Here is a 17,393-nt window from a genome sequence, read left to right as displayed (position 1 = left end):
GAATGTCAAATGATGTGGGCCAACAAAAAATGGCCCCTCGCGGCGAACCGGGAAAGGCCGGGAACCACGCGCGGTGAACGCGGCAGTATCAGGAACGCATCGCGCGCAAGCCGCCGGGCGGCTTCGGACCCAGCGCGTAGACCAGCACCGCCAGCGCGGTCAGGCACCAGACGATCAGCGCGCCCGACGGCAGGTCGTACAAGGTCGACAACACCAGGCCGGCCGCGTAGCCGCCGGCGCCGACCAGGTAGGCCAGCGCCATGCGTTTCGTGCCGACATAGTGGCGCACCGCCAGACCGGGCACGATCAGGCTGGTGAACACCAGATAGACGCCGACCAGTTGCACCGAGGCGGTCACCGCCAGCGCGAAGATCAAATAGAAGCCGAGCCGGCTCAGACTGTTCTGGAAGAAGAACAGCACCGCAGCGATCAGCGCCGTGCCTACGGCCGGCAACAACAGTTGCTGGTATCGCACCCACAGGATCTGTCCGGCAAGTAGATCCTGCAAATGCTCGCCGCCGTGCGGGTTGTGCGCCACCAGCAACAGCCCGCCGGTGGCGGCGAGGATGAACATCACGCCGATCTGGGCCTCCTGCACCTCCGGCCAGCGCTTCTCGGTCCAGGTCAGCAGCAAGGCGCCCAGCACGGCCGCCGCCGCGGCGGCGCCCTGCACCGCCCAGCCCTGCGGCTCGAAGTCGCCGGCACCGGCGATGATCACACCCAGCGCGGCGATCTGGGCGATCGCCAGGTCGATGAAGACGATGCCGCGCTTGAGCACCTGGGCGCCCAGCGGGATGTGCGTCACCAGCACCAGCAGGCCGGCCAGCAACGCCGGCAGGATGATCATCAGGTCCAGATCGGCGGGCATCATTTTGCGGCGTCCGTCAAGCGTTGCACGGTCGAGTCGAACAGGCCGAACAGGTCCTTGGCCTTGTCGTCGCCGCCGACCGAGAACGGCAGCACCACCGCCGGGATCTTGGCGTGCTCAGCCAGCCATTGCGAGGCGCGGCCGTCCTGGTAGGCGGCGCGCAGCACCATTTTTGCCGGCTGGCGTTGCAACTGGCCCAGCAGCGCGGACAAGTGCGCCGCGCTCGGCTCCACGCCGGGCTTGGGTTCCAGCGTGCCGACCTGCCGCAGGCCCAGCCAGCCCATCAGGTACTCCATGTTCTTGTGGTGCTCGACCACGGCGACGCCCTTCAACGGCGCCGCCTGCTTCTCCCACTTCAACATGGCGGCGTCCCAGCGCGCCGAGAAGTCCTTTTGCCGCGCCTGGTAATAGGCGGCGTTGGCCGGGTCCAGCTCGGCCAAGCGCTTGGCCAGGCCGACGCCCACCAGCGCGATATTGTGCGGATTCTGCTGGATGTGCGGGTTGCCGGCGGCGTGCACATCGCCCTCGCTGCGGTCGACCTTGCCCGGCACGTCCAAGCGCGGCACCAGCGCGCCGGCCTCGAAGTTGCCCGGTTGGCCGGCGGCGATCTTGCCGTTGCCCGACTGCTGCAACAGCACCGGCAGCCAGCCCACCTCCAGCTCCAGCCCGGTGCAGACCAACAGGTTGGCGTTGCGCGTGCGCGCGATCAGGCTGGGGCGCGCCTCGATGCGGTGCGGGCCTGCAAAGCGTTGGTGGCGCTGGAGACCTTGACCTTGTCGCCGCCCAGCTCCTTGCTCAGCGCCTCCCACTCCGGTTCGCAGGCGAGGATGTTCAGTTCGGCATGGGCCGGCAGCGCGGCGCCGGCCGCCAGGCAGACGTAGGCGGCGGCCAGCAGGGATGCTCGTTTCAGTTTCATGGCAACTCCTTAGAAAGCGTGGGCCGCGTGCGTGCCCAGGCTCATGATGTATTGCAGGAAAACTTGATTGTCGGTCACGCCGGGACGCGACTTGTCGCGCGCCAACTGCAAGCGCAGGCGCGAGAACTCGGACGGGCTGTAGTCGACCATCACGCTGCTGCGCGACGGCGTGTACGCCTCCAGGATAGGCAGGCTGGCCAGGCCGACCGTGCCGTCGTCGACCAGGCCGATGCGCTGGCTGCCCGACGACAAACGGTCGTAGCGCAGGCCGGCGCGCCAGTTCGGCTTGAACTGGTAGACGCTCTGCAGATACCAGCCCGACTGGGTGCTGGCGTAGCTGCCGCTGGCGGCGTTCTCGCCGCTGCTGTCGACGGCCAGCTGGCCGCTCTCGTGGCGGCGGAAATACTCGCCCTGCAACTTGAAGTTGGTCTGCGTCGGGTTGCCGTTCGGCGCCCATTTGAAGATGCCGTCCGCCACCCAGGTGCGCGACTTGCCGCTGAAGCTGTGGTTCAGGCCGCCGTCCTCGAAGGCCCGTTCGTGGGCGCCGGTGCGCAGGTGCGACAGGCCGAGGCGGTAGCTGGACGAGTCGCCGATGTCGTCGCCCAGGTGGGCGAACACGGTGGTGGCGCCGTTGCCGTTCTTGTTGCGCGCGGTGCCGGGGAAGGCCGAGCCGTTGCCCAGCTCGACGCCGACTTCAAGGTATTGGTCGAGCGGCGCCAACCACTTGGCCTGCACGCCGTCCGGCTTGTACTGGCCGCCGAGGAAGGCCTGGTAGGCCAGCGGCGCGTCGACGAAGTCCCAGGTGTGGGCGTGCTGCCCGTTCATGTAGCCGAGCGCGGACAGGAAGCGGCCGGCCTTCAGGTTCAGGCCGTTGGACATGGCGCGGGTCTGCACGAAAGCCTCCTCGACCTCGACCGTGTTGTCGGCGCCCAGCGCGAAGGTCAGCTGGCCGGCGAACTGCGGATCGATATTCGCCGCCATGGTCAGCTCGGACTCGCCCAGGCTGAAGCCGCGCGAACCGGGGCCGCCCTCGCCGCCGCTCGGCACGAAGCCTTGCAGGCGATACTGGCCCGGGTCGTGCGACAGGTTCTGCATGGTGCCGCCGAGGATCATCGAAATGTTCGGATTGAACAGGTTCGAGGCCGGCGCGGCCGCGGCGCCGGCCGACGCGGGCGAGCCCGTGGCGGCAGGCATCGTGGCGGCGGTGTTGCCCGGAGATGCCAGCGGCGCGCCTACGCCGCCGCTGGCGACATTGCCGGCGTTAGCAGCACCGGCGGCGGATGCCGCCGGCGCGGCGGCCACGCTGGCGGCCAGCGCCTTGGTCTGCGCCTGCGCGTCGGCGGTGGCGGCTTGCGCCTTCTCCAGCCGTTGCTCCAGCGCTTGCAAACGCGCCTCGTAGGAATCCTTCATCTGACGGATCTGGGCGCGGATCTCCTTGAGTTCCTTGCTATCGGCGGCCGAGGCCATGGGTGCGGCAAAAGCGGCGGCCACAGCGGCCGCCAGCAGGCTGTATTTCAACATGATTTTTGTGTCCTGTACGAATGAATGCGGCGCGGCGCGGCCAAAGCGGCAGCGCTACGTTTTTATCAACAAAAGAGATGCAATCAGGACAGGACGGGCGGCGCGCGCGCCTGGAACACGCACACCGTGCGCTGGCACAGCGACAGAGCGGGCGTGGAGACGACAGCCGTGGCGTCAACGCGCGCGGCCGGGAAGGAATGGAAAGGGGTGTCGAGGGCGGAAGCGATCTGGGCGAAGGCCAGACACTGGTTGCAGCTATGGTCCAGCGCCAGCGACTTGGAGGCGCTCTCGCTGCGCTCCAGCACCTGCGCCTGCTCGCTGCCGCCACGTGCGCCGGCCCAGTGCGTCAGGCCGTGCGAAATCCCCATCTGCTGCGAGACGAGCAGCAGAAGCGACAGCAAGGCATAGGCGATGGTGCGACGGACGTTCACAAAACCTTAACTAATGGATCACGATGGCGGATATTGTAATGCGATCCGGTCCGTCCCGGCGGATTTTTCGTATCAATTCATTGCCTGGGCGAGATCCGAAATGGTTTCATCTCAAACTAGCCTGGGCCGCCGCCGCATAAACCGCTGAACCTAGAAGTGTCACTACTTAACAATATTGTTCACAGGGAGCGCAACCCACTCATAAACCCAATACGGTTGATCTCGCCTTCCTGTGACCAGGTATTCCACTACCAGCCGTCGGGAACTAGCGGTGCGGGTTTTTGCTACAGCAGTAATTCGAACAACCCGCCCTGCTGGGGAACTGGCCCCAGTCAAAACGCTAGGGGCCGCTAGTTTAAGGCCAAGCGTGGTTGCCAGCCATTGTGATGCTATCGAAGCGTTTGGTGCCGCCTGTCTGGAAAACAGAGTCACATGCGGCATCAGCCGATCGATGTGGTGTTGCGACACACCGTGAATGGCCGCGAGAGCGGCGTAACTGGTCAACGGCCGCGCAGCAAGTATTGCCGAGACCGCTGGGCGACCGTCACCAATGTTTAGCGATGCGAGTAAGCGATGGAGAGCAGCCTCGTCGCATGCGTTAAGGTCAAGCAAGCCGCTGACATCTTGTGTAGTAACGAGTACCTCATGGCCGTCGATTTGCATTGCTCGCCGTTGGAAAGATGGCGCAATTCCAGATACCAGAAGCTGATAGAGCGCCGTGTGTATAGCCGACTCTGCAGCCATTTCGGTTCGGAATGCAGCGATGGCGGCTTCGCTGTCTTTGGCCGCGCCAAGGCTTGCCTCCAGCATTGTCGACGCCAGCAAAGATGTCAACAGCGTTAGCCACAACGCCTGCAGCAAGACGAAGCCACTATTGCTTCGGTTTGACTTGAATTGGAGGACCATGATTCCCGAGCTCGGAGGCCGAAGGCACCTCGCTCGACCTCATGGCGGACGCAGCGAAGCCCCTCGACAAGATGGTCATCGCGACGCTCGGGCAAAGCTGGTTCGGCGAGCAAATGTTGGACAACACCGTGTCGCTGCAACAAGGCCTCGACGGCGCGCAGTTCGTCCGTCTGCCCGACGGCACCTACAACCCGCCTCCCGGCAACTCGGCGAAGCTGCTCAAGAACGCCGACGGCAGCTACACGGAGGAGACGGCGCAACGCGTCAAGCTCAACTTCAACACGGCCGGCAAGCTGGCCAATCTCGCCTATCCGAGCGGCATGCAAGTGAAGCTGAGCTATGTCGGCAACGACCTGGCCCAGGTGCAAAACAGCCTGGGCCGCACGCTGACCCTGACCAGCAGCTCCGGCCAGATCAGCTCGGTGGGCGACGGCAACGGACGCAGCGTCAAGTACGGCTACATCGCCTCGGGCGACCTCGATACCTTTACCGACGCGGTCGGACAGGTGACGAAGTTCCACTACGACGTGCCGGGCCGCCTGGACAAACTCTTCTATCCAAGCAACCCGAGCATCGCGTTCCTGAGCAACGTCTACGACAGCCTGGGACGTGTGCAAACCCAAACCAACGCCAACGGCAAGCTGTACACCTATTACTTCGCCGGTTCCCGCTCGGAGGAGGTCGGACCCGGCAACGTCAGCAACGTCTCCTACTTCGACGGCGACGGCCATGTCGCCCGGGCCGTCGATCCATTGGGGAAAAGAACGTCCAACAATTACGACGGCCACGGCCGCATGACGCGCCGCGTCCTCCCCGAAGGCAACGCCGTGCAATACACCTTCGACGACGCCACCTGCGCTGCCGCCGAGCGGCGCTGCACGCACAACGTCAAGACCGTCACACAGATCCCCAAACCGGGATCGCCGCTGGCCAGCCTGGTAAGCAGCTTCACCTACGAGACGGCGTACAACAAGATCGCCAGCAGCACCGACCCGCGCCTGCAGGTGAGCAACTATACCTACACCGCCCAAGGCGATCCGTGGACGGTCACGGCGCCGCCGGACCCGGCGGGTGTCCGACCGACGACGACCTTCGGCTACACCGCCCACACCCCAAGCGGCTATCCGACCGTCTACCTGCTGACTTCGCAAACCAGCAAAATCACCGCCGGCAGCTCGGTGAGCAACACCTACGCCTACAACGCGGCGAACAAATACGTGCAGCAGAGCACGACCGTCGATTCCGGCGGCCTCAACCTGGTGACGACGTCGGTGTATGACGCCGTCGGCAACCTGCAAAGCGTCGACGGACCGCGCACAGACGTCGCCGACATCCAAACCCAAGGCTACGACAACGAGCGGCGCCTGGTGCTGAACACCAACGCGTTGGGCAAAATCGGCAAAACCGCCTACGACCCCGACGGCCGCCCGGTGCGCGTGTCGGCGCAGCTGGGCGCCAAATGGATGGTCAGCTGCAGCAGCTACACGCCCAGCGGCAAGCTGTCGCGCAGTTGGCACCGCCCTGACGACGGACGACAAGGTCTGCCCGCCGGCGGCGGCGCCGGTGGCGGTGACCGACCACCTGTACGACGACCTCGACCGTCATTTCCGCGCGACCGTCTATTTGCCCGTCGCCGGGGGCGGCAACCGGATCGGCGAGACCGACTACTTCGCCGACGGCAGCGTGAAGGCGGTGCGGCGCGGCGTCGCCACCGCGCTGGCGCAAACCTACGCCAGCTACACCTACACCGCGAACGGCCGCCTGGCGACGGTGGCCGACGCCAAGAACAACCTGACCAGCTACACCTACGACGGCCACGACCGCAGGGACAAGACCTTCTATCCGGACAAGGCCAGCGCCGGTGTCTCCTCGAGCGCCGACTACGAGCAATACGGCTACGACGCCAACGGCAACGTCACCAGCGAACGCCGGCGCAGCGGCAACAGCCTCACCAACACCTACGACAACCTGAACCGCCCCAGCGGACGGCTCTACCCCGTGGCGGCCAACAACGTCACCTATGGCTACGACCTGCTGGGCCGGCGCACCAGCGCGAACCTGCCGACTTTCGGCATCGGCTACGCCTACGACAACGCCGGCCGGCTCCAAAGCAGCACGGCCGGCGGCAGGACCCTCGCCTACCAGTACGACGCGGCGGGCAACCGCAGGCGCGTCACCTGGCCCGACGGCTTCTACGCCACCTACGACTACGACGCGCTGAACCGCCCGATCAACATCAAGGAGAACGGCGTGACCGGGCTGGTCGCCCTCTACTCCTACGACGACCTGTCGCGCCGCGCCACCGCCACGCTCGGCAACGGCACGGCCAGCAGCTACAGCTATGGCGACCAGGCCACGCTGACCGGCCTGGCGCACGACCTCGGCGGAACGGCCCAGGACATCGCCTTCGCCTACACGCCGAACCAGGCGCGCGAGGTGGCCCAACACAGCTGGAACAACGACCTGTACCAGTGGAAGGGCTACGCCAACGGCAGCCGCAACGCCACGCCGAACGGCCTGAACCAATACACCGGCGCGGCCGGCGCCACGCTGGGCTACGACGCCAACGGCAACCTGGCCGGCGACGGCGTGTGGGCCTACGGCTACGACGACGACAACCGTCTGAGGAGCGCCGGCTCGGCCGCGCTGGCGGCGGCGCTGGCCTATGACGGTGCCAGCCGACTGCGCCTGGCCACGATCGCCGGCGTGTCCACCCAACTGTTGTACGACGGCACCGACCTGGTGGCCGAGTACGACGCCGCCGGCACCCTGCTGCGCCGCTACGTGCACGGCCCCGGCGCCGACGAGCCGGTGGTGTGGTACGAGGGCGCCGCCACGACCAACAAGAACTGGCTGTACGCCGACCACCTCGGCTCGGTGATCGCCACCGCCAACGCGGCCGGCGCGGCCACCTCGACGCTCAGCTACGGCCCCTACGGCGAGCCCAATCAAAGCGCCGGCCCGCGCTTCCGCTACACTGGCCAGCAGTCGCTCGCGCAGCTCAACCTGTACTACTACAAGGCGCGGATGTACTCGCCGGCGCTGGGCAGGTTCCTGCAAACCGATCCGATCGGCTACGGCGACAATATGAACTTGTACGCATATGTGGAAGACAATCCGATTAACAATGTCGACCCAACCGGTTTGCTAAGCTTCGACTTCAACAAATTTGCCGCGCAGATCGAGGCGAATCGTTCGGATACGGCCAACCTAGCCGCACTTGTGGCAGCAGGATCGATTGGAACGATGCCAAAAACACCAGCAGAACTTCGAGGGTTAGGCGTACCGAAGAGTGAACTTAACCCTTATACCAGCGAGTTGAGCCGTTGGTCGAGCCGACTTGGCGAACGAGGACTACGTGACTTTGGACGCACAGCCTTTGGTAAGGCGCTAAGCAGATCGGCTACGGCCGGGTTGATAGTCGATGGGTTCTACAACTGGTTTGTTATTGGCAAGGCGGCGTGGGATGCAACATCTACTGACGCTACCGAGTCTATCGACAAAACTCGCAAAATGAAATAGGAGCGCTCGCCATGACTTCCCAAGAAGCACTGATCCACCAATATGCGCTTCGACGCTTGGCAGAGGTATTCCACGTCAGCGTCGAGTCTTTGTTGCTCGACATGAAATTTGGAAAAGAATTAAAAGCAAGGCCTGTATCGTGCTTTACAGAGAACGAGTTTGATGTAATTGATAACGACATTAGAGATGTCGCCGATAAGGCAGTTCTAAAAGAAATGGCCCATGGATTGCTGGAAATTCGAACGGTGGAAGACTACTGCAAACACATGCTTCGATGCAACGCGGTCAAACCTGTAGATGTAGCTCGTCTACTTCAATTACCAAAGAATGAATGAGATAGCCAGATATTTTCGGACGCTTCCGCTTGATAGGCGGTGTGGTTTCAAGAACCAACTGCACACTTGTCGGCAACGACACCAGCCCAGGTGCAAAACAATTTGCGAAATCGTTGGTACTGGTCGAAGTATTCCTCATCCTGCGGGCGTTGTCGCATAAATCCAGCCGTGGCGAGGGCTGACGTTTACGCGCAACAGCCGGTGCCGCAGGGCTGTTAACTTTCGACGAACTTGCGTACATTCTGGTCTTTTGCCTGAAACGATGCGCAAGGACGAACAACAGCGGCAAGAGCCCAAGGGCAAGTGCCGAGTCAAGAACTGGCCAGCCTACAACACCGGGCTGATTTCGCGAGGTGACGTGACGATCTGGATGGAGCAGGACTTGTGGCAACGCGACGCCGGAGCCGGCGCCGCCAAGCGCGGCCGGCCACGCGTCTACGCCGACGCGGTCGTCCAAATGCTGCTCGGACTCAAACAGGTGTTTCGCCTGCCGCTGCGCGCATTGCAGGGTTTCGCGGGGAGCATGAACAAACTCGCCTTCGGCGATCTGCCGGTGCCCAACTACACGACGCTGTGTCGCCGCGCCCGGGAACTTCGACGTCGTGTTGCCGTCCTTGCGCATCGGCGAGCCGTTGCATCTGGTGGTCGACAGCACCGGCCTGAAGGTGTTTGGCGAGGGCGAATGGAAGGTGCGCAAGCACGGGTATTCCAAGCGGCGCACCTGGCGCAAGGTGCATCTGGCGATGGCCGCGAACACCGGCCAGATTTGCGCCGTGCTGATGACGCACCAGGACGTCGGCGATGCCGAAGTGCTGCCCGATTTGCTCGACCAGATTCCGGCCGGCACGCCGATCGGCATCGTTGGCGGCGACGGCGCCTACGACACCCGGCAATGCCACGCGGTGATCGCCGCGCGCGAGGCAACGCCGTCGATCCCGCCGCGCGATGGCGCGGCGACCTGGCCGCAACGAATCCCGGGCGCGGCTTGGCGCAACGACGCGCGCGACGCCATCGGCTGCGGCAGCCGGCGGGCGAGCGGCTACCACCAGCGCTCGCTCGCCGAGACGTTGATGTACCGCTTGAAGGTGCTCACCGGCAAAAGCTTGGCGGCGCGCACGATTGGCGCCCAGGCCACCGAGGTGGCAATCCGCGCGGGCGTGCTCAATCGCATGGTCGCGCTGGCACGCCCTCAGTCCGTCCGTATCGGGTAAATTCATGGGGAAAGGGGAAAGTCCCTGTCAGCCTCGATTTATGCAACAACGCCCTTGGTAGGTATGGAACGGTGACCCAAATTCAGATTCCAGGCGGATTTGGTGCGCGTTGGGGATCAGATGGAAGTTTCATCGGCTTTATTAATCCTTAAGGAGTAGACCTATGCTAACCCCAAAGAGCTATCGTTGGAGAAAAACAACAGACATCAATCGTGAATACGCGGTGTTTGAACTGTTGGCAGATGAAAATCCAATACTCGATGCAGGATTTTCAGACGTAGGCATCTTTGATATCACCTTCAATGCTGGGATAACAGGCAATCAGATTGAATGGAATTGGCTTCGGAGCTTGATTGAGGAAGGCTGGAAGCTCGCAGAGCTTGATCGACGATGAATTAAATTTATGCGAATAAATATTAATTTCTATTTTGTTGTTTTTAAAAAAAGCACTGTATGATTTATATTTAGCTTCAACATGTTGCTAGTCCTATATAAATATGCTTTCCGCTTGCAATTGAAGACAGGAGGAAATAATGGACGTTACTAGCGCAATAATTGTTCAATTAAGAGCAGCACTTTGGGAGTGCTGTCCTTTTGAGTTCATACATAAATTGGATCGAACAACGCTCTTGAGCGACGTTGCGCTAGAATTAACCGAAGATGTTGAGGCATTTACCAATAAAGATCCTGCTGCCAATAACGATCCTTTCCGAATCATCCAAGCCTATACTTCGTTCAAAGCGGTTTTACACTATCGCCTTGCGCACAAAATTAATAGCCGTTTTTATTGCAATGTAAATCTAAAATCCGATTTTCTGCTATATGCATCGATTATCTCTAGCCGAGGTAAATTACTTTCCGGTGCCGATCTGAATCCTGCTTGCCGAATTGGCAAACGATTCATTCTCGATCACGGGATTGGAACTGTATTTGGAGAAACGGCGGAAATTGGCGATGACTGTTACGTTCTTGGTGGCGTCACCCTTGGCGCTCGTGGAATTTCAAATAATTCAACCGGAAAACGTCACCCTACCATCGGTAATCGAGTGCAAATTGGTGCGTTTGCTTGTGTATTTGGCCCCGTTACAATCGGCGATGATGTATTTATTGGACCACAATGTACAGTCACCAACAATGTGGCGTCTCATTGCAAAGTTATATTACGCACAAGCACGCAAGTAATTTTCCATGGCAATGACAATAATCTTCGAGTCCTCCCGGACACATGGAGTCAAGGATAATGAAACTCGACCGCCAGACAAATAAGTTATACTACGATGATTTCTATCTTTCTCAGGCAACGGCAAAAATTATCAAAGTAGGGCCGGACTATATTGAACTTGGCACAACGGTCGCTTTTCCAGAAGGCGGTGGGCAGGAAGCCGATCAAGGTACAATTTTTTTTCCAGATGGACGCATTATTCGTTTTACAGGCGCAAAAAAAATATACACAAATTTCAGCGGTTTAAAGGAATTTCCAGACGTGCAGGTGGATGGCGTGATCTGGCATCTTGTTCACATTGACGATCAAATCATGTTGGCCGGACTTGAAATTGGCTCTGAAGTCATAGTAAGCGTCGATACTGAACGGCGCTCCCGTTTGTCTCTTAGTCACACCGCATCGCATTTATTATATATCGGAGTTGGGATGCATCGTCCCGATGCAGTTAAATCTATTCTTGGCTGCCATATAAAAATCAACTCTGCACGTTTTGATTTCGGAATAAAAGATCGATTTACACCCGAAGAAATCACACAGATAGAAGCCTGTGCGAATCAATTTGTTAAGCAAAACTCATTAGTATCCGTAAGTACACATTCAATTATCCCCGATGTCAGATTTTGGCATTGTGCGGAACACGTTATACCTTGCGGCGGAACCCATGTTGACTGCTGCGCCCCAATTGGGTTGTTGAGTGTACATCGCAAGAGTCTTGGTGCCGGAAAAGAAAGGCTATCGTGCAGCTTTCCTGCAGCCATCTTTGATGTTAATCGATACCACAAATAGTCGATTCAAAATTCCATACCGCTAACTTGATATTCTTTGGAGTAGCTATGGCAACCATACAATCATCGAATTTAACCCGCGTGCCTTGGGCGACATATTTATTGACACTAGGGCAAGCTATCAACCTAACCGTTGCCGTAATATCAGTCACTATCGCTGCTTTGGTAGGGGCGAAACTAGCTTCCACTGCAGCCTTGGGAACAGTTCCTTATGGCACTCAATTTTTCGCGGTCATGCTATTCACCTATCCGGTATCTATGTTGATGCGCCGCTACGGACGGCGCATCATGTTTGCTATCGGCTCCATTTTCTTAATCATCGCAGGCATGCTTGGATACTATTCAATAGACAAAGGAAATTTCTCTTTACTGATTTTATCACATGCGTTAATAGGAATATATATCTCCTGTGCGAATTTTTATAGATTCGCAGCAGTTGACAATATAGCACAAGAACTAAAAGCCAAGGCCATATCATTGATCGTCGCTGGAGGCGTGCTCGCGGCAATCGCAGGTCCATTCATCGCCAGCTTATTACGCAATTTCGATGGTTATAAGGAATTCTCTCTGTGCTACACGGCCTTTTCTTTGTTTGGCGCGTTTAGCATAGCTCTCATGATAATATGGAAGCCCCTAAATCCAGGGATTAGTTTAGCGGAAAAATTCAATCCTGCGAATCAAATTGGTGTTAGACGCTGGAATATGTTTGTTGTGACAGCGGTGTTTTCATCAGCAAGCGGTTACTTCATGATGAATTTGCTTATGGTTCAATCTTCGCTTGTCATGAAAAATATTTGTACTTTTGATACAATTTCCCGCGCAATTCAAGCTCATGTTCTCGCAATGTTTATCCCGTCATTTTTTATTAATTCATTAATCAACAAAATTGGCTTGCGAAAAGTATTAATCTCTGGTTTTTCCATGTTGCTCACCGCAGCCGGGCTTGGCATGCTGGACGTCAACTATAATATTTTCCCCATTTCACTGATTCTTGTCGGATTAGGTTGGAATTTGGTTTACTTAGGAGGTGGAACAGTATTGGTACACAATGTACTGGATCAAGACCGTCATTACTGGCAAGGGATCAATGACACGGCAATTGCTGGCTGCGCCACTTTAGGTGCTTTTTTACCGGCACCGTTATTGGCAGGATTGGGTTGGAATGGCACTAATATAATGATACTGCCTTTGTGTTTAATCGGCATGTCATTATGTTGGAATACACTTCAGAAAAGGGACCCCTCATGTTGAACCAAAAAGATCAACTGAAATGGTCAAATAATCATTTTCCGGCCACCTCTATTTTCGGAGAAAACCCAAGTTACCTTCAAAAAATTGAGCCCGGAGTATTGGTAAAAATTGAATGCAATAACCCAGGCGGAAGTCACAAGGTGCGCGCTGCTCGCTATATTATTCAGGATGCACTTCGATCGGGTTCCATAGTCCAAGGTCAAACCACCGTCATTGAAAAAACCGGTGGCAATTTTGGATTTGGATTGATTGCTGCGTGCTCTGAATTCGGCGTGCCGGTCGAACTTGCAGTAGGATTGAATTTCAGCCCAACGAAGCGGCGCTGTTTGGAATTGTTCGGTGCAACACTCATTGGCGTCGAGATGTTGAAAGCGGGATCTACGCCAAGAGAGGTCGTCGAATGGCATCAGAGAAATGCCGAAAATTTAGGAAAACAGTATTTCTATATCGATCAGTTCTCTAATCCGGGCAATGTAAAAGCGCACGAGTATGGAACGGGAGCGGAAATTGTTTCCCAATTACAAGGTTGGCCTGCTGTGGAGTCAATCATTTTGGTTGCCGGCGCGGGGACAGGTGCCAGCCTCACAGGAATCGCGCGTAGTTTACTATCGGCTCACTATGATGTAGAGGTAATTTTGGTCGAACCAGAGGGCTGCGATAGCCAAAGAGGCGTATTTATTGAGCATCGTTTCGAAGGAATTGCAGTTGGAGTCAGCCCACCTTTGCTTGATTGGTCATTAGTGACGGAGCGAGTAAATGTCGATTTTGCAACGATGATAACTGCCCAAAATGGGTTCGCCGGCGCCCACGGCCACTTTATTGGCAACACCTCTGCAGCCTGTTTTGCCGTAGCACGGAAAATTGCTGGCCGCGCCACAAATAGCCGAAAAATTTTATCGCTGATATACGATCATGGTTTGTGGTACTTTCGACAGTAGGTGGCAGCGCTCAGACCGGCGGCGCCTGCCTCTGCAGGAACTGGTGCACCTTGGCGGCGGCCAGCCTGTTGACCGACTGCAGCAACGCCGGGTCGACCTCGCGGATGCCGTAGGTGCGGCCGATGTGGTGGCCGATGTGGATCAACACCTCGGCGGCCACCTCGGCGTCGGACTCGGCCCTGTGCGCCGCGCTCTTGAAGGCGATGCCCAGCTGGCCGGACAGGTTGCCCAGCTTGTAGCTCGTCAGTTGCGGGAACACCCGGCGCGCCAGCTTGAGCGAGCACACCAGCCCCTGGTGCGCCGGCGTCAAGCCCAGCCGGGCCGCCTCGGCGCGCAGGAACTTCTCGTCGAAGCTGGCGTTGTGGGCCGACAGGGCGTCCTCGCCGATGAAGTCCAGCAGCGCCGGCATCACCTGCGCCACCGAGGGCGCGCCGTCGACCATCGCCTGGGTGATGCCGGTCAGGCCGGTGATGAAGGAGGGAATCCGCACCTTGCAGTTGATCAGCGAGACATAGCGTTCGACCACGCGGCCGCCCACGATGCGCAGCGCAGCCACCTCGGTGATGCGGTCGCCCATGTCGGGCGACAGGCCGGTGGTTTCAAAGTCGATCATGACGATCGGTTTGTCGAACACATTCATTGCGCGTTTCCTTGCGGTGGAGCTACTGTGGCGCGGCCGGGGCCGCGCGGTGGGTCGGTACGAAGTCGGTGCAAACAGGGCGGTACGACAGAGCGCGATTGTACCGCAGCGGGCGGGCCCGGCCAATCTCCCCGGCCCAAGCCCTGCCAGCGAACTCAGCCGAACTTGCGCACCGCGTCGATGGCCAGACCGGCGCCGATGCTGCCGAACAAGTCGCCCTCGACCTTGCGCGCGCCCGGCACCAGCGCGGCGATCTTCTCGCGCAGCGAGCGTACCCCGCTCGAGCCGCCGGTGAAGAACACGGTGTCGACCTGCTCCGGTTTGACGCCGGCGTCGCGCAGCAGGTTCAGCACCGTGCTCTCGACCGAGCCGACCAGGTGGACTATGGCCTCGTCGAAGCCCTCGCGGCGCAGCTCGATGGTCGCCGCCGGGCTGAGCCGGTCCAGCGCCAGTTGCACCACCGGGTCGGCCGACAGGGCGATCTTGCCCTCCTCCACCTTCATCGCCAGCCAGTGGCCGGCGCGCTCGTCGATCAGCTTTTGCAGCCGGCCCATCTTGTCCGGTTCGGCGGCGTCGCGGCTGATGTCGGCCAGCTGGGTCCACATCTTCTTGGTGTAGGCCAGGTTGATGGTGTGCCAGGTGGCCAGGTTGAAGTAGTAGCTCGACGGCACCTCGCTGTTGTTGCGCAGGCGGCTGCCGTAGCCGAGCAACGGCATCACCGCCGACAGGCTCAGGTATTTGTCGAAGTCGGTGCCACCGATGTGCACGCCGCCGTTGGCCAAAATGTCGTCGCGCCGCTCGGCCTTGCCGGCCCGCTCTGGCGACAGGCGCACCAGCGAGAAGTCCGAGGTGCCGCCGCCGATGTCGGCGATCAGCACCAGCTCCTCGCGGGCGATCTGCGACTCGTAGTCGAAGGCGGCGGCGATCGGTTCGAACTGGAAGGCGATGTCCTTGAAGCCGACCGAACGGGCCACCTCGGCCAGCGTGTCCTCGGCCAGCTGGTCGTTGGCCTTGCTGTCGTCGATGAAGAACACCGGGCGGCCGAACACGGCCGAGGTGAACTCGCGGCCGGCCGACTGCTCGGCGCGGCGCTTGATCTCGCCGATGAACTGGGCCAGCAGCATGCGGAAGGGCAAGGCGCGGCCGCCCACCTCGGTCTGGCCGTCGATCAGGCTGGTGCCCAGCAGACTCTTGAGCGAGCGCATCAGGCGCCCCTCGTAGCCGGCCAGGTACTCGGCCAGCGCGGCCCGGCCGAAGCTGACCTCCTCGTCCTCGGCGTTGAAGAAGACGACCGACGGCAAGGTGGTCTTGCCGTCCTCGAGACCCAGCATCACCGGGTGGCCGGGGCGTACCCAGCCCACTGTGGAATTTGACGTGCCGAAATCGACGCCGCAAGCAATGGCCATGTCGACCCTTCAGGTGATAAAGGGGCGGGATTGTATCAGATTATTTCCCCCGCCGGCGGACCGGGCCGCCGCCGCCGCACACGGCGGCCGAACTTTCCACGGCCGTTGGCCTCCAATTGGGCAGTTTGCGCCTTTCTTGTGCATTAGGGAAAGTTATTTCATGCAAGCATCCCCCGGGGTATTGCTATAAAGTAATACATTCGGCTATCCTCGACCGTATAAGAGAGGCCGCCGACGGCACGCACCGTGTCCCGCAGCGGCCGTTCGCGCACACCGAGACGATGAAAAAAGCCAAGCCGCCCGCAAGTCCGCCCACCAGCGCCACCGCCCACGAGGCGCGCCGCGTCACCTCCTACGACGTGGCGCTGGCGGCCGGCGTGTCGCAGTCGGCCGTGTCGCGCTGCTTCAAGCCCGGCGCCAGCGTGTCGAAGGAGACCTATGCCCGCGTGATGGCCGCCGCCGCCGAGCTCGACTACATCCCCAACGCCGCCGCGCGCAGCCTGATCACCCGGCGCAGCAACATGGTGGCGGTCATCATCAGCAACCTGACCAATTTGTACTACCCGGAGGCCCTGTCCGAGCTGAGCCAGCAACTGGTGCGCCACGGCAAGCGCGTGCTGTTGTTCAACCTGGCGCGCGAGGCCGACGTCGACCAGGCCCTGGCCGACGTCTGGCAATACCAGGTCGACGGCGTGATCGCCTCGGCCGGCCTGAGCGACGCCCACATCGGCGAGTTCGAGCGGCGCCACGTGCCGCTGGTGATGTTCAACCGCGCCGCCTCGGACCAGCGCATGCACAGCGTGAACAGCGTACTGTGCGACCAGCGCGACGCCAGCCGCATGCTGGTGTCGCGGCTGGCGGCGGCCGGCCACCGCCAGTTCGCCATCGTCGACGGCCCGGCCGACTCCAGCGCCTCGGCCGAGCGGCGCCAGGCCGCCTGCGAGCGGCTGGCCGAACTGGGCCTGCCGCCGCCGGTGGTGGTGACCGGCAACCACGACTACCGCAGCGGCGCCGACGGCCTGCGCGCCGTCATCGCCCAGCTGGGCCGGGCGCCCGACGCCATCATCTGCGGCAACGACGTGATGGCCATCGGCTGCCTCGACTGCGCCCGCCACGAGCTCGGCATCGACGTGCCGGGCCGGCTGTCGGTGGCCGGCTTCGACGCGGTCGAGCCGTCCAACTGGCTCAGCTACAACCTGACCACCCTGCGCCAGCCGATGCAGAAGATGGCCGCCGCCGCCGCCGACCTGCTGGCCAACCTGATCGACAGCCACGACACCCAGGCCGAGCGGCGCGTCTTCGGCGCCCAGTTCATCGCCGGCGCCACCGCCCGGCTGGTCGCGCTCAAGCCCCAGCCGCTGGCCGCCTGAGCCCCCCCTACCCCGGCCGTTCCGGGTTTGCGCCGGCGCCACCCCGTGGCGCGCGGCGCCGGCCCGCCGCC

At 60.4% G+C, this 17,393-nt stretch carries 16 protein-coding genes and 1 pseudogene; 9 read left to right on the top strand and 8 right to left on the bottom strand.

The window, feature by feature from the left end; translation table 11 throughout:
- Nucleotides 1-88: 88 nt before the first annotated feature.
- From QC826_RS12505 to QC826_RS12480, 6 genes are all read right to left on the bottom strand, one after another.
- A complete protein-coding gene (locus tag QC826_RS12505; protein WP_279765908.1) occupies nt 89-871 on the bottom strand; it encodes a metal ABC transporter permease in 783 nt (260 codons plus the stop codon).
- On the bottom strand, nt 868-1,551 hold the full coding sequence (locus QC826_RS12500) for a metal ABC transporter substrate-binding protein (RefSeq protein ID WP_279766461.1): 684 nt from the start codon (nt 1,549-1,551) through the stop codon (nt 868-870). Before QC826_RS12500 ends, QC826_RS12505 begins: the two co-directional genes overlap by 4 nt.
- A gap of 23 nt (nt 1,552-1,574) precedes the next feature.
- Nucleotides 1,575-1,784 (bottom strand): hypothetical protein, encoded by a 210-nt coding sequence (locus QC826_RS12495; protein ID WP_279765907.1) that lies wholly within the window; start codon nt 1,782-1,784, stop codon nt 1,575-1,577.
- Between the two features lie 9 nt (nt 1,785-1,793).
- A complete protein-coding gene (locus tag QC826_RS12490) occupies nt 1,794-3,305 on the bottom strand; it encodes a hypothetical protein (protein WP_279765905.1) in 1,512 nt (503 codons plus the stop codon).
- A gap of 83 nt (nt 3,306-3,388) precedes the next feature.
- Nucleotides 3,389-3,736 (bottom strand): hypothetical protein, encoded by a 348-nt coding sequence (locus tag QC826_RS12485; protein WP_279765904.1) that lies wholly within the window; start codon nt 3,734-3,736, stop codon nt 3,389-3,391.
- 162 nt (nt 3,737-3,898) lie between these two features.
- Nucleotides 3,899-4,642: a hypothetical protein gene (locus QC826_RS12480; protein WP_279765903.1), complete on the bottom strand. Its 744-nt coding sequence runs from the start codon at nt 4,640-4,642 to the stop codon at nt 3,899-3,901.
- Nucleotides 4,643-6,205: 1,563 nt separating this feature from the next.
- Between QC826_RS12480 and QC826_RS12475 the strand changes: the two genes are divergently transcribed.
- From QC826_RS12475 to QC826_RS12440, 8 genes and pseudogenes are all read left to right on the top strand, one after another.
- Nucleotides 6,206-8,164, top strand: coding sequence for an RHS repeat-associated core domain-containing protein (locus QC826_RS12475; protein WP_279765902.1), 1,959 nt, complete (start codon nt 6,206-6,208; stop codon nt 8,162-8,164).
- An 11-nt stretch (nt 8,165-8,175) separates the two neighbouring features.
- Nucleotides 8,176-8,499 carry a hypothetical protein gene (locus QC826_RS12470; RefSeq protein ID WP_279765901.1) on the top strand — a complete coding sequence of 108 codons (324 nt, stop codon included), beginning with the start codon at nt 8,176-8,178 and terminating at the stop codon, nt 8,497-8,499.
- 262 nt (nt 8,500-8,761) lie between these two features.
- Nucleotides 8,762-9,710 (top strand): annotated as a pseudogene (locus tag QC826_RS12465) (IS5 family transposase).
- A gap of 163 nt (nt 9,711-9,873) precedes the next feature.
- Nucleotides 9,874-10,104 (top strand): hypothetical protein, encoded by a 231-nt coding sequence (locus QC826_RS12460; RefSeq protein WP_139236736.1) that lies wholly within the window; start codon nt 9,874-9,876, stop codon nt 10,102-10,104.
- Between the two features lie 139 nt (nt 10,105-10,243).
- Complete coding sequence (locus QC826_RS12455; RefSeq protein ID WP_279765900.1) at nt 10,244-10,951, top strand: serine O-acetyltransferase; 708 nt, start codon at nt 10,244-10,246, stop codon at nt 10,949-10,951.
- Nucleotides 10,951-11,718 carry an alanyl-tRNA editing protein gene (locus QC826_RS12450; protein WP_279765899.1) on the top strand — a complete coding sequence of 256 codons (768 nt, stop codon included), beginning with the start codon at nt 10,951-10,953 and terminating at the stop codon, nt 11,716-11,718. Before QC826_RS12455 ends, QC826_RS12450 begins: the two co-directional genes overlap by 1 nt.
- Before the next feature lie 47 nt (nt 11,719-11,765).
- Nucleotides 11,766-12,968, top strand: coding sequence for an MFS transporter (locus tag QC826_RS12445; protein ID WP_279765898.1), 1,203 nt, complete (start codon nt 11,766-11,768; stop codon nt 12,966-12,968).
- Nucleotides 12,962-13,906 carry a PLP-dependent cysteine synthase family protein gene (locus QC826_RS12440; protein WP_279765897.1) on the top strand — a complete coding sequence of 315 codons (945 nt, stop codon included), beginning with the start codon at nt 12,962-12,964 and terminating at the stop codon, nt 13,904-13,906. The genes QC826_RS12445 and QC826_RS12440 overlap by 7 nt, the downstream gene beginning before the upstream one ends.
- Before the next feature lie 10 nt (nt 13,907-13,916).
- Here the strand turns inward: QC826_RS12440 and QC826_RS12435 are convergent, their stop codons facing one another.
- Both QC826_RS12435 and QC826_RS12430 read right to left on the bottom strand, forming a co-directional pair.
- Complete coding sequence (locus QC826_RS12435) at nt 13,917-14,546, bottom strand: PolC-type DNA polymerase III (RefSeq protein WP_279765896.1); 630 nt, start codon at nt 14,544-14,546, stop codon at nt 13,917-13,919.
- A gap of 155 nt (nt 14,547-14,701) precedes the next feature.
- On the bottom strand, nt 14,702-15,952 hold the full coding sequence (locus tag QC826_RS12430) for an Hsp70 family protein (protein WP_093390421.1): 1,251 nt from the start codon (nt 15,950-15,952) through the stop codon (nt 14,702-14,704).
- A 281-nt stretch (nt 15,953-16,233) separates the two neighbouring features.
- On the opposite strand from QC826_RS12430, the gene QC826_RS12425 reads away from it, so the two are divergent.
- Complete coding sequence (locus QC826_RS12425; RefSeq protein WP_279765895.1) at nt 16,234-17,322, top strand: LacI family DNA-binding transcriptional regulator; 1,089 nt, start codon at nt 16,234-16,236, stop codon at nt 17,320-17,322.
- Nucleotides 17,323-17,393: the final 71 nt, after the last annotated feature.

It is taken from the genome of Rugamonas sp. DEMB1 (assembly GCF_029834475.1).
GTDB classification, from domain to species: domain Bacteria; phylum Pseudomonadota; class Gammaproteobacteria; order Burkholderiales; family Burkholderiaceae_D; genus Rugamonas; species Rugamonas rubra.
This window is presented reverse-complemented; position numbering and strand designations above follow the sequence as displayed.

Excerpts from the sequence above, each read along its gene's own strand:
- QC826_RS12505 (WP_279765908.1), bottom strand. The coding sequence starts at position 871 with ATGATGCCCGCCGATCTGGACCTGATGATCATCCTGCCGGCGTTGCTG.
- QC826_RS12495 (WP_279765907.1), bottom strand. The coding sequence starts at position 1,784 with ATGAAACTGAAACGAGCATCCCTGCTGGCCGCCGCCTACGTCTGCCTG.
- QC826_RS12490 (WP_279765905.1), bottom strand. The coding sequence starts at position 3,305 with ATGTTGAAATACAGCCTGCTGGCGGCCGCTGTGGCCGCCGCTTTTGCC.
- QC826_RS12480 (WP_279765903.1), bottom strand. The coding sequence starts at position 4,642 with ATGGTCCTCCAATTCAAGTCAAACCGAAGCAATAGTGGCTTCGTCTTG.
- QC826_RS12470 (WP_279765901.1), top strand. The coding sequence starts at position 8,176 with ATGACTTCCCAAGAAGCACTGATCCACCAATATGCGCTTCGACGCTTG.
- QC826_RS12460 (WP_139236736.1), top strand. The coding sequence starts at position 9,874 with ATGCTAACCCCAAAGAGCTATCGTTGGAGAAAAACAACAGACATCAAT.
- QC826_RS12455 (WP_279765900.1), top strand. The coding sequence starts at position 10,244 with ATGGACGTTACTAGCGCAATAATTGTTCAATTAAGAGCAGCACTTTGG.
- QC826_RS12450 (WP_279765899.1), top strand. The coding sequence starts at position 10,951 with ATGAAACTCGACCGCCAGACAAATAAGTTATACTACGATGATTTCTAT.
- QC826_RS12445 (WP_279765898.1), top strand. The coding sequence starts at position 11,766 with ATGGCAACCATACAATCATCGAATTTAACCCGCGTGCCTTGGGCGACA.
- QC826_RS12440 (WP_279765897.1), top strand. The coding sequence starts at position 12,962 with ATGTTGAACCAAAAAGATCAACTGAAATGGTCAAATAATCATTTTCCG.
- QC826_RS12435 (WP_279765896.1), bottom strand. The coding sequence starts at position 14,546 with ATGAATGTGTTCGACAAACCGATCGTCATGATCGACTTTGAAACCACC.
- QC826_RS12430 (WP_093390421.1), bottom strand. The coding sequence starts at position 15,952 with ATGGCCATTGCTTGCGGCGTCGATTTCGGCACGTCAAATTCCACAGTG.
- QC826_RS12425 (WP_279765895.1), top strand. The coding sequence starts at position 16,234 with ATGAAAAAAGCCAAGCCGCCCGCAAGTCCGCCCACCAGCGCCACCGCC.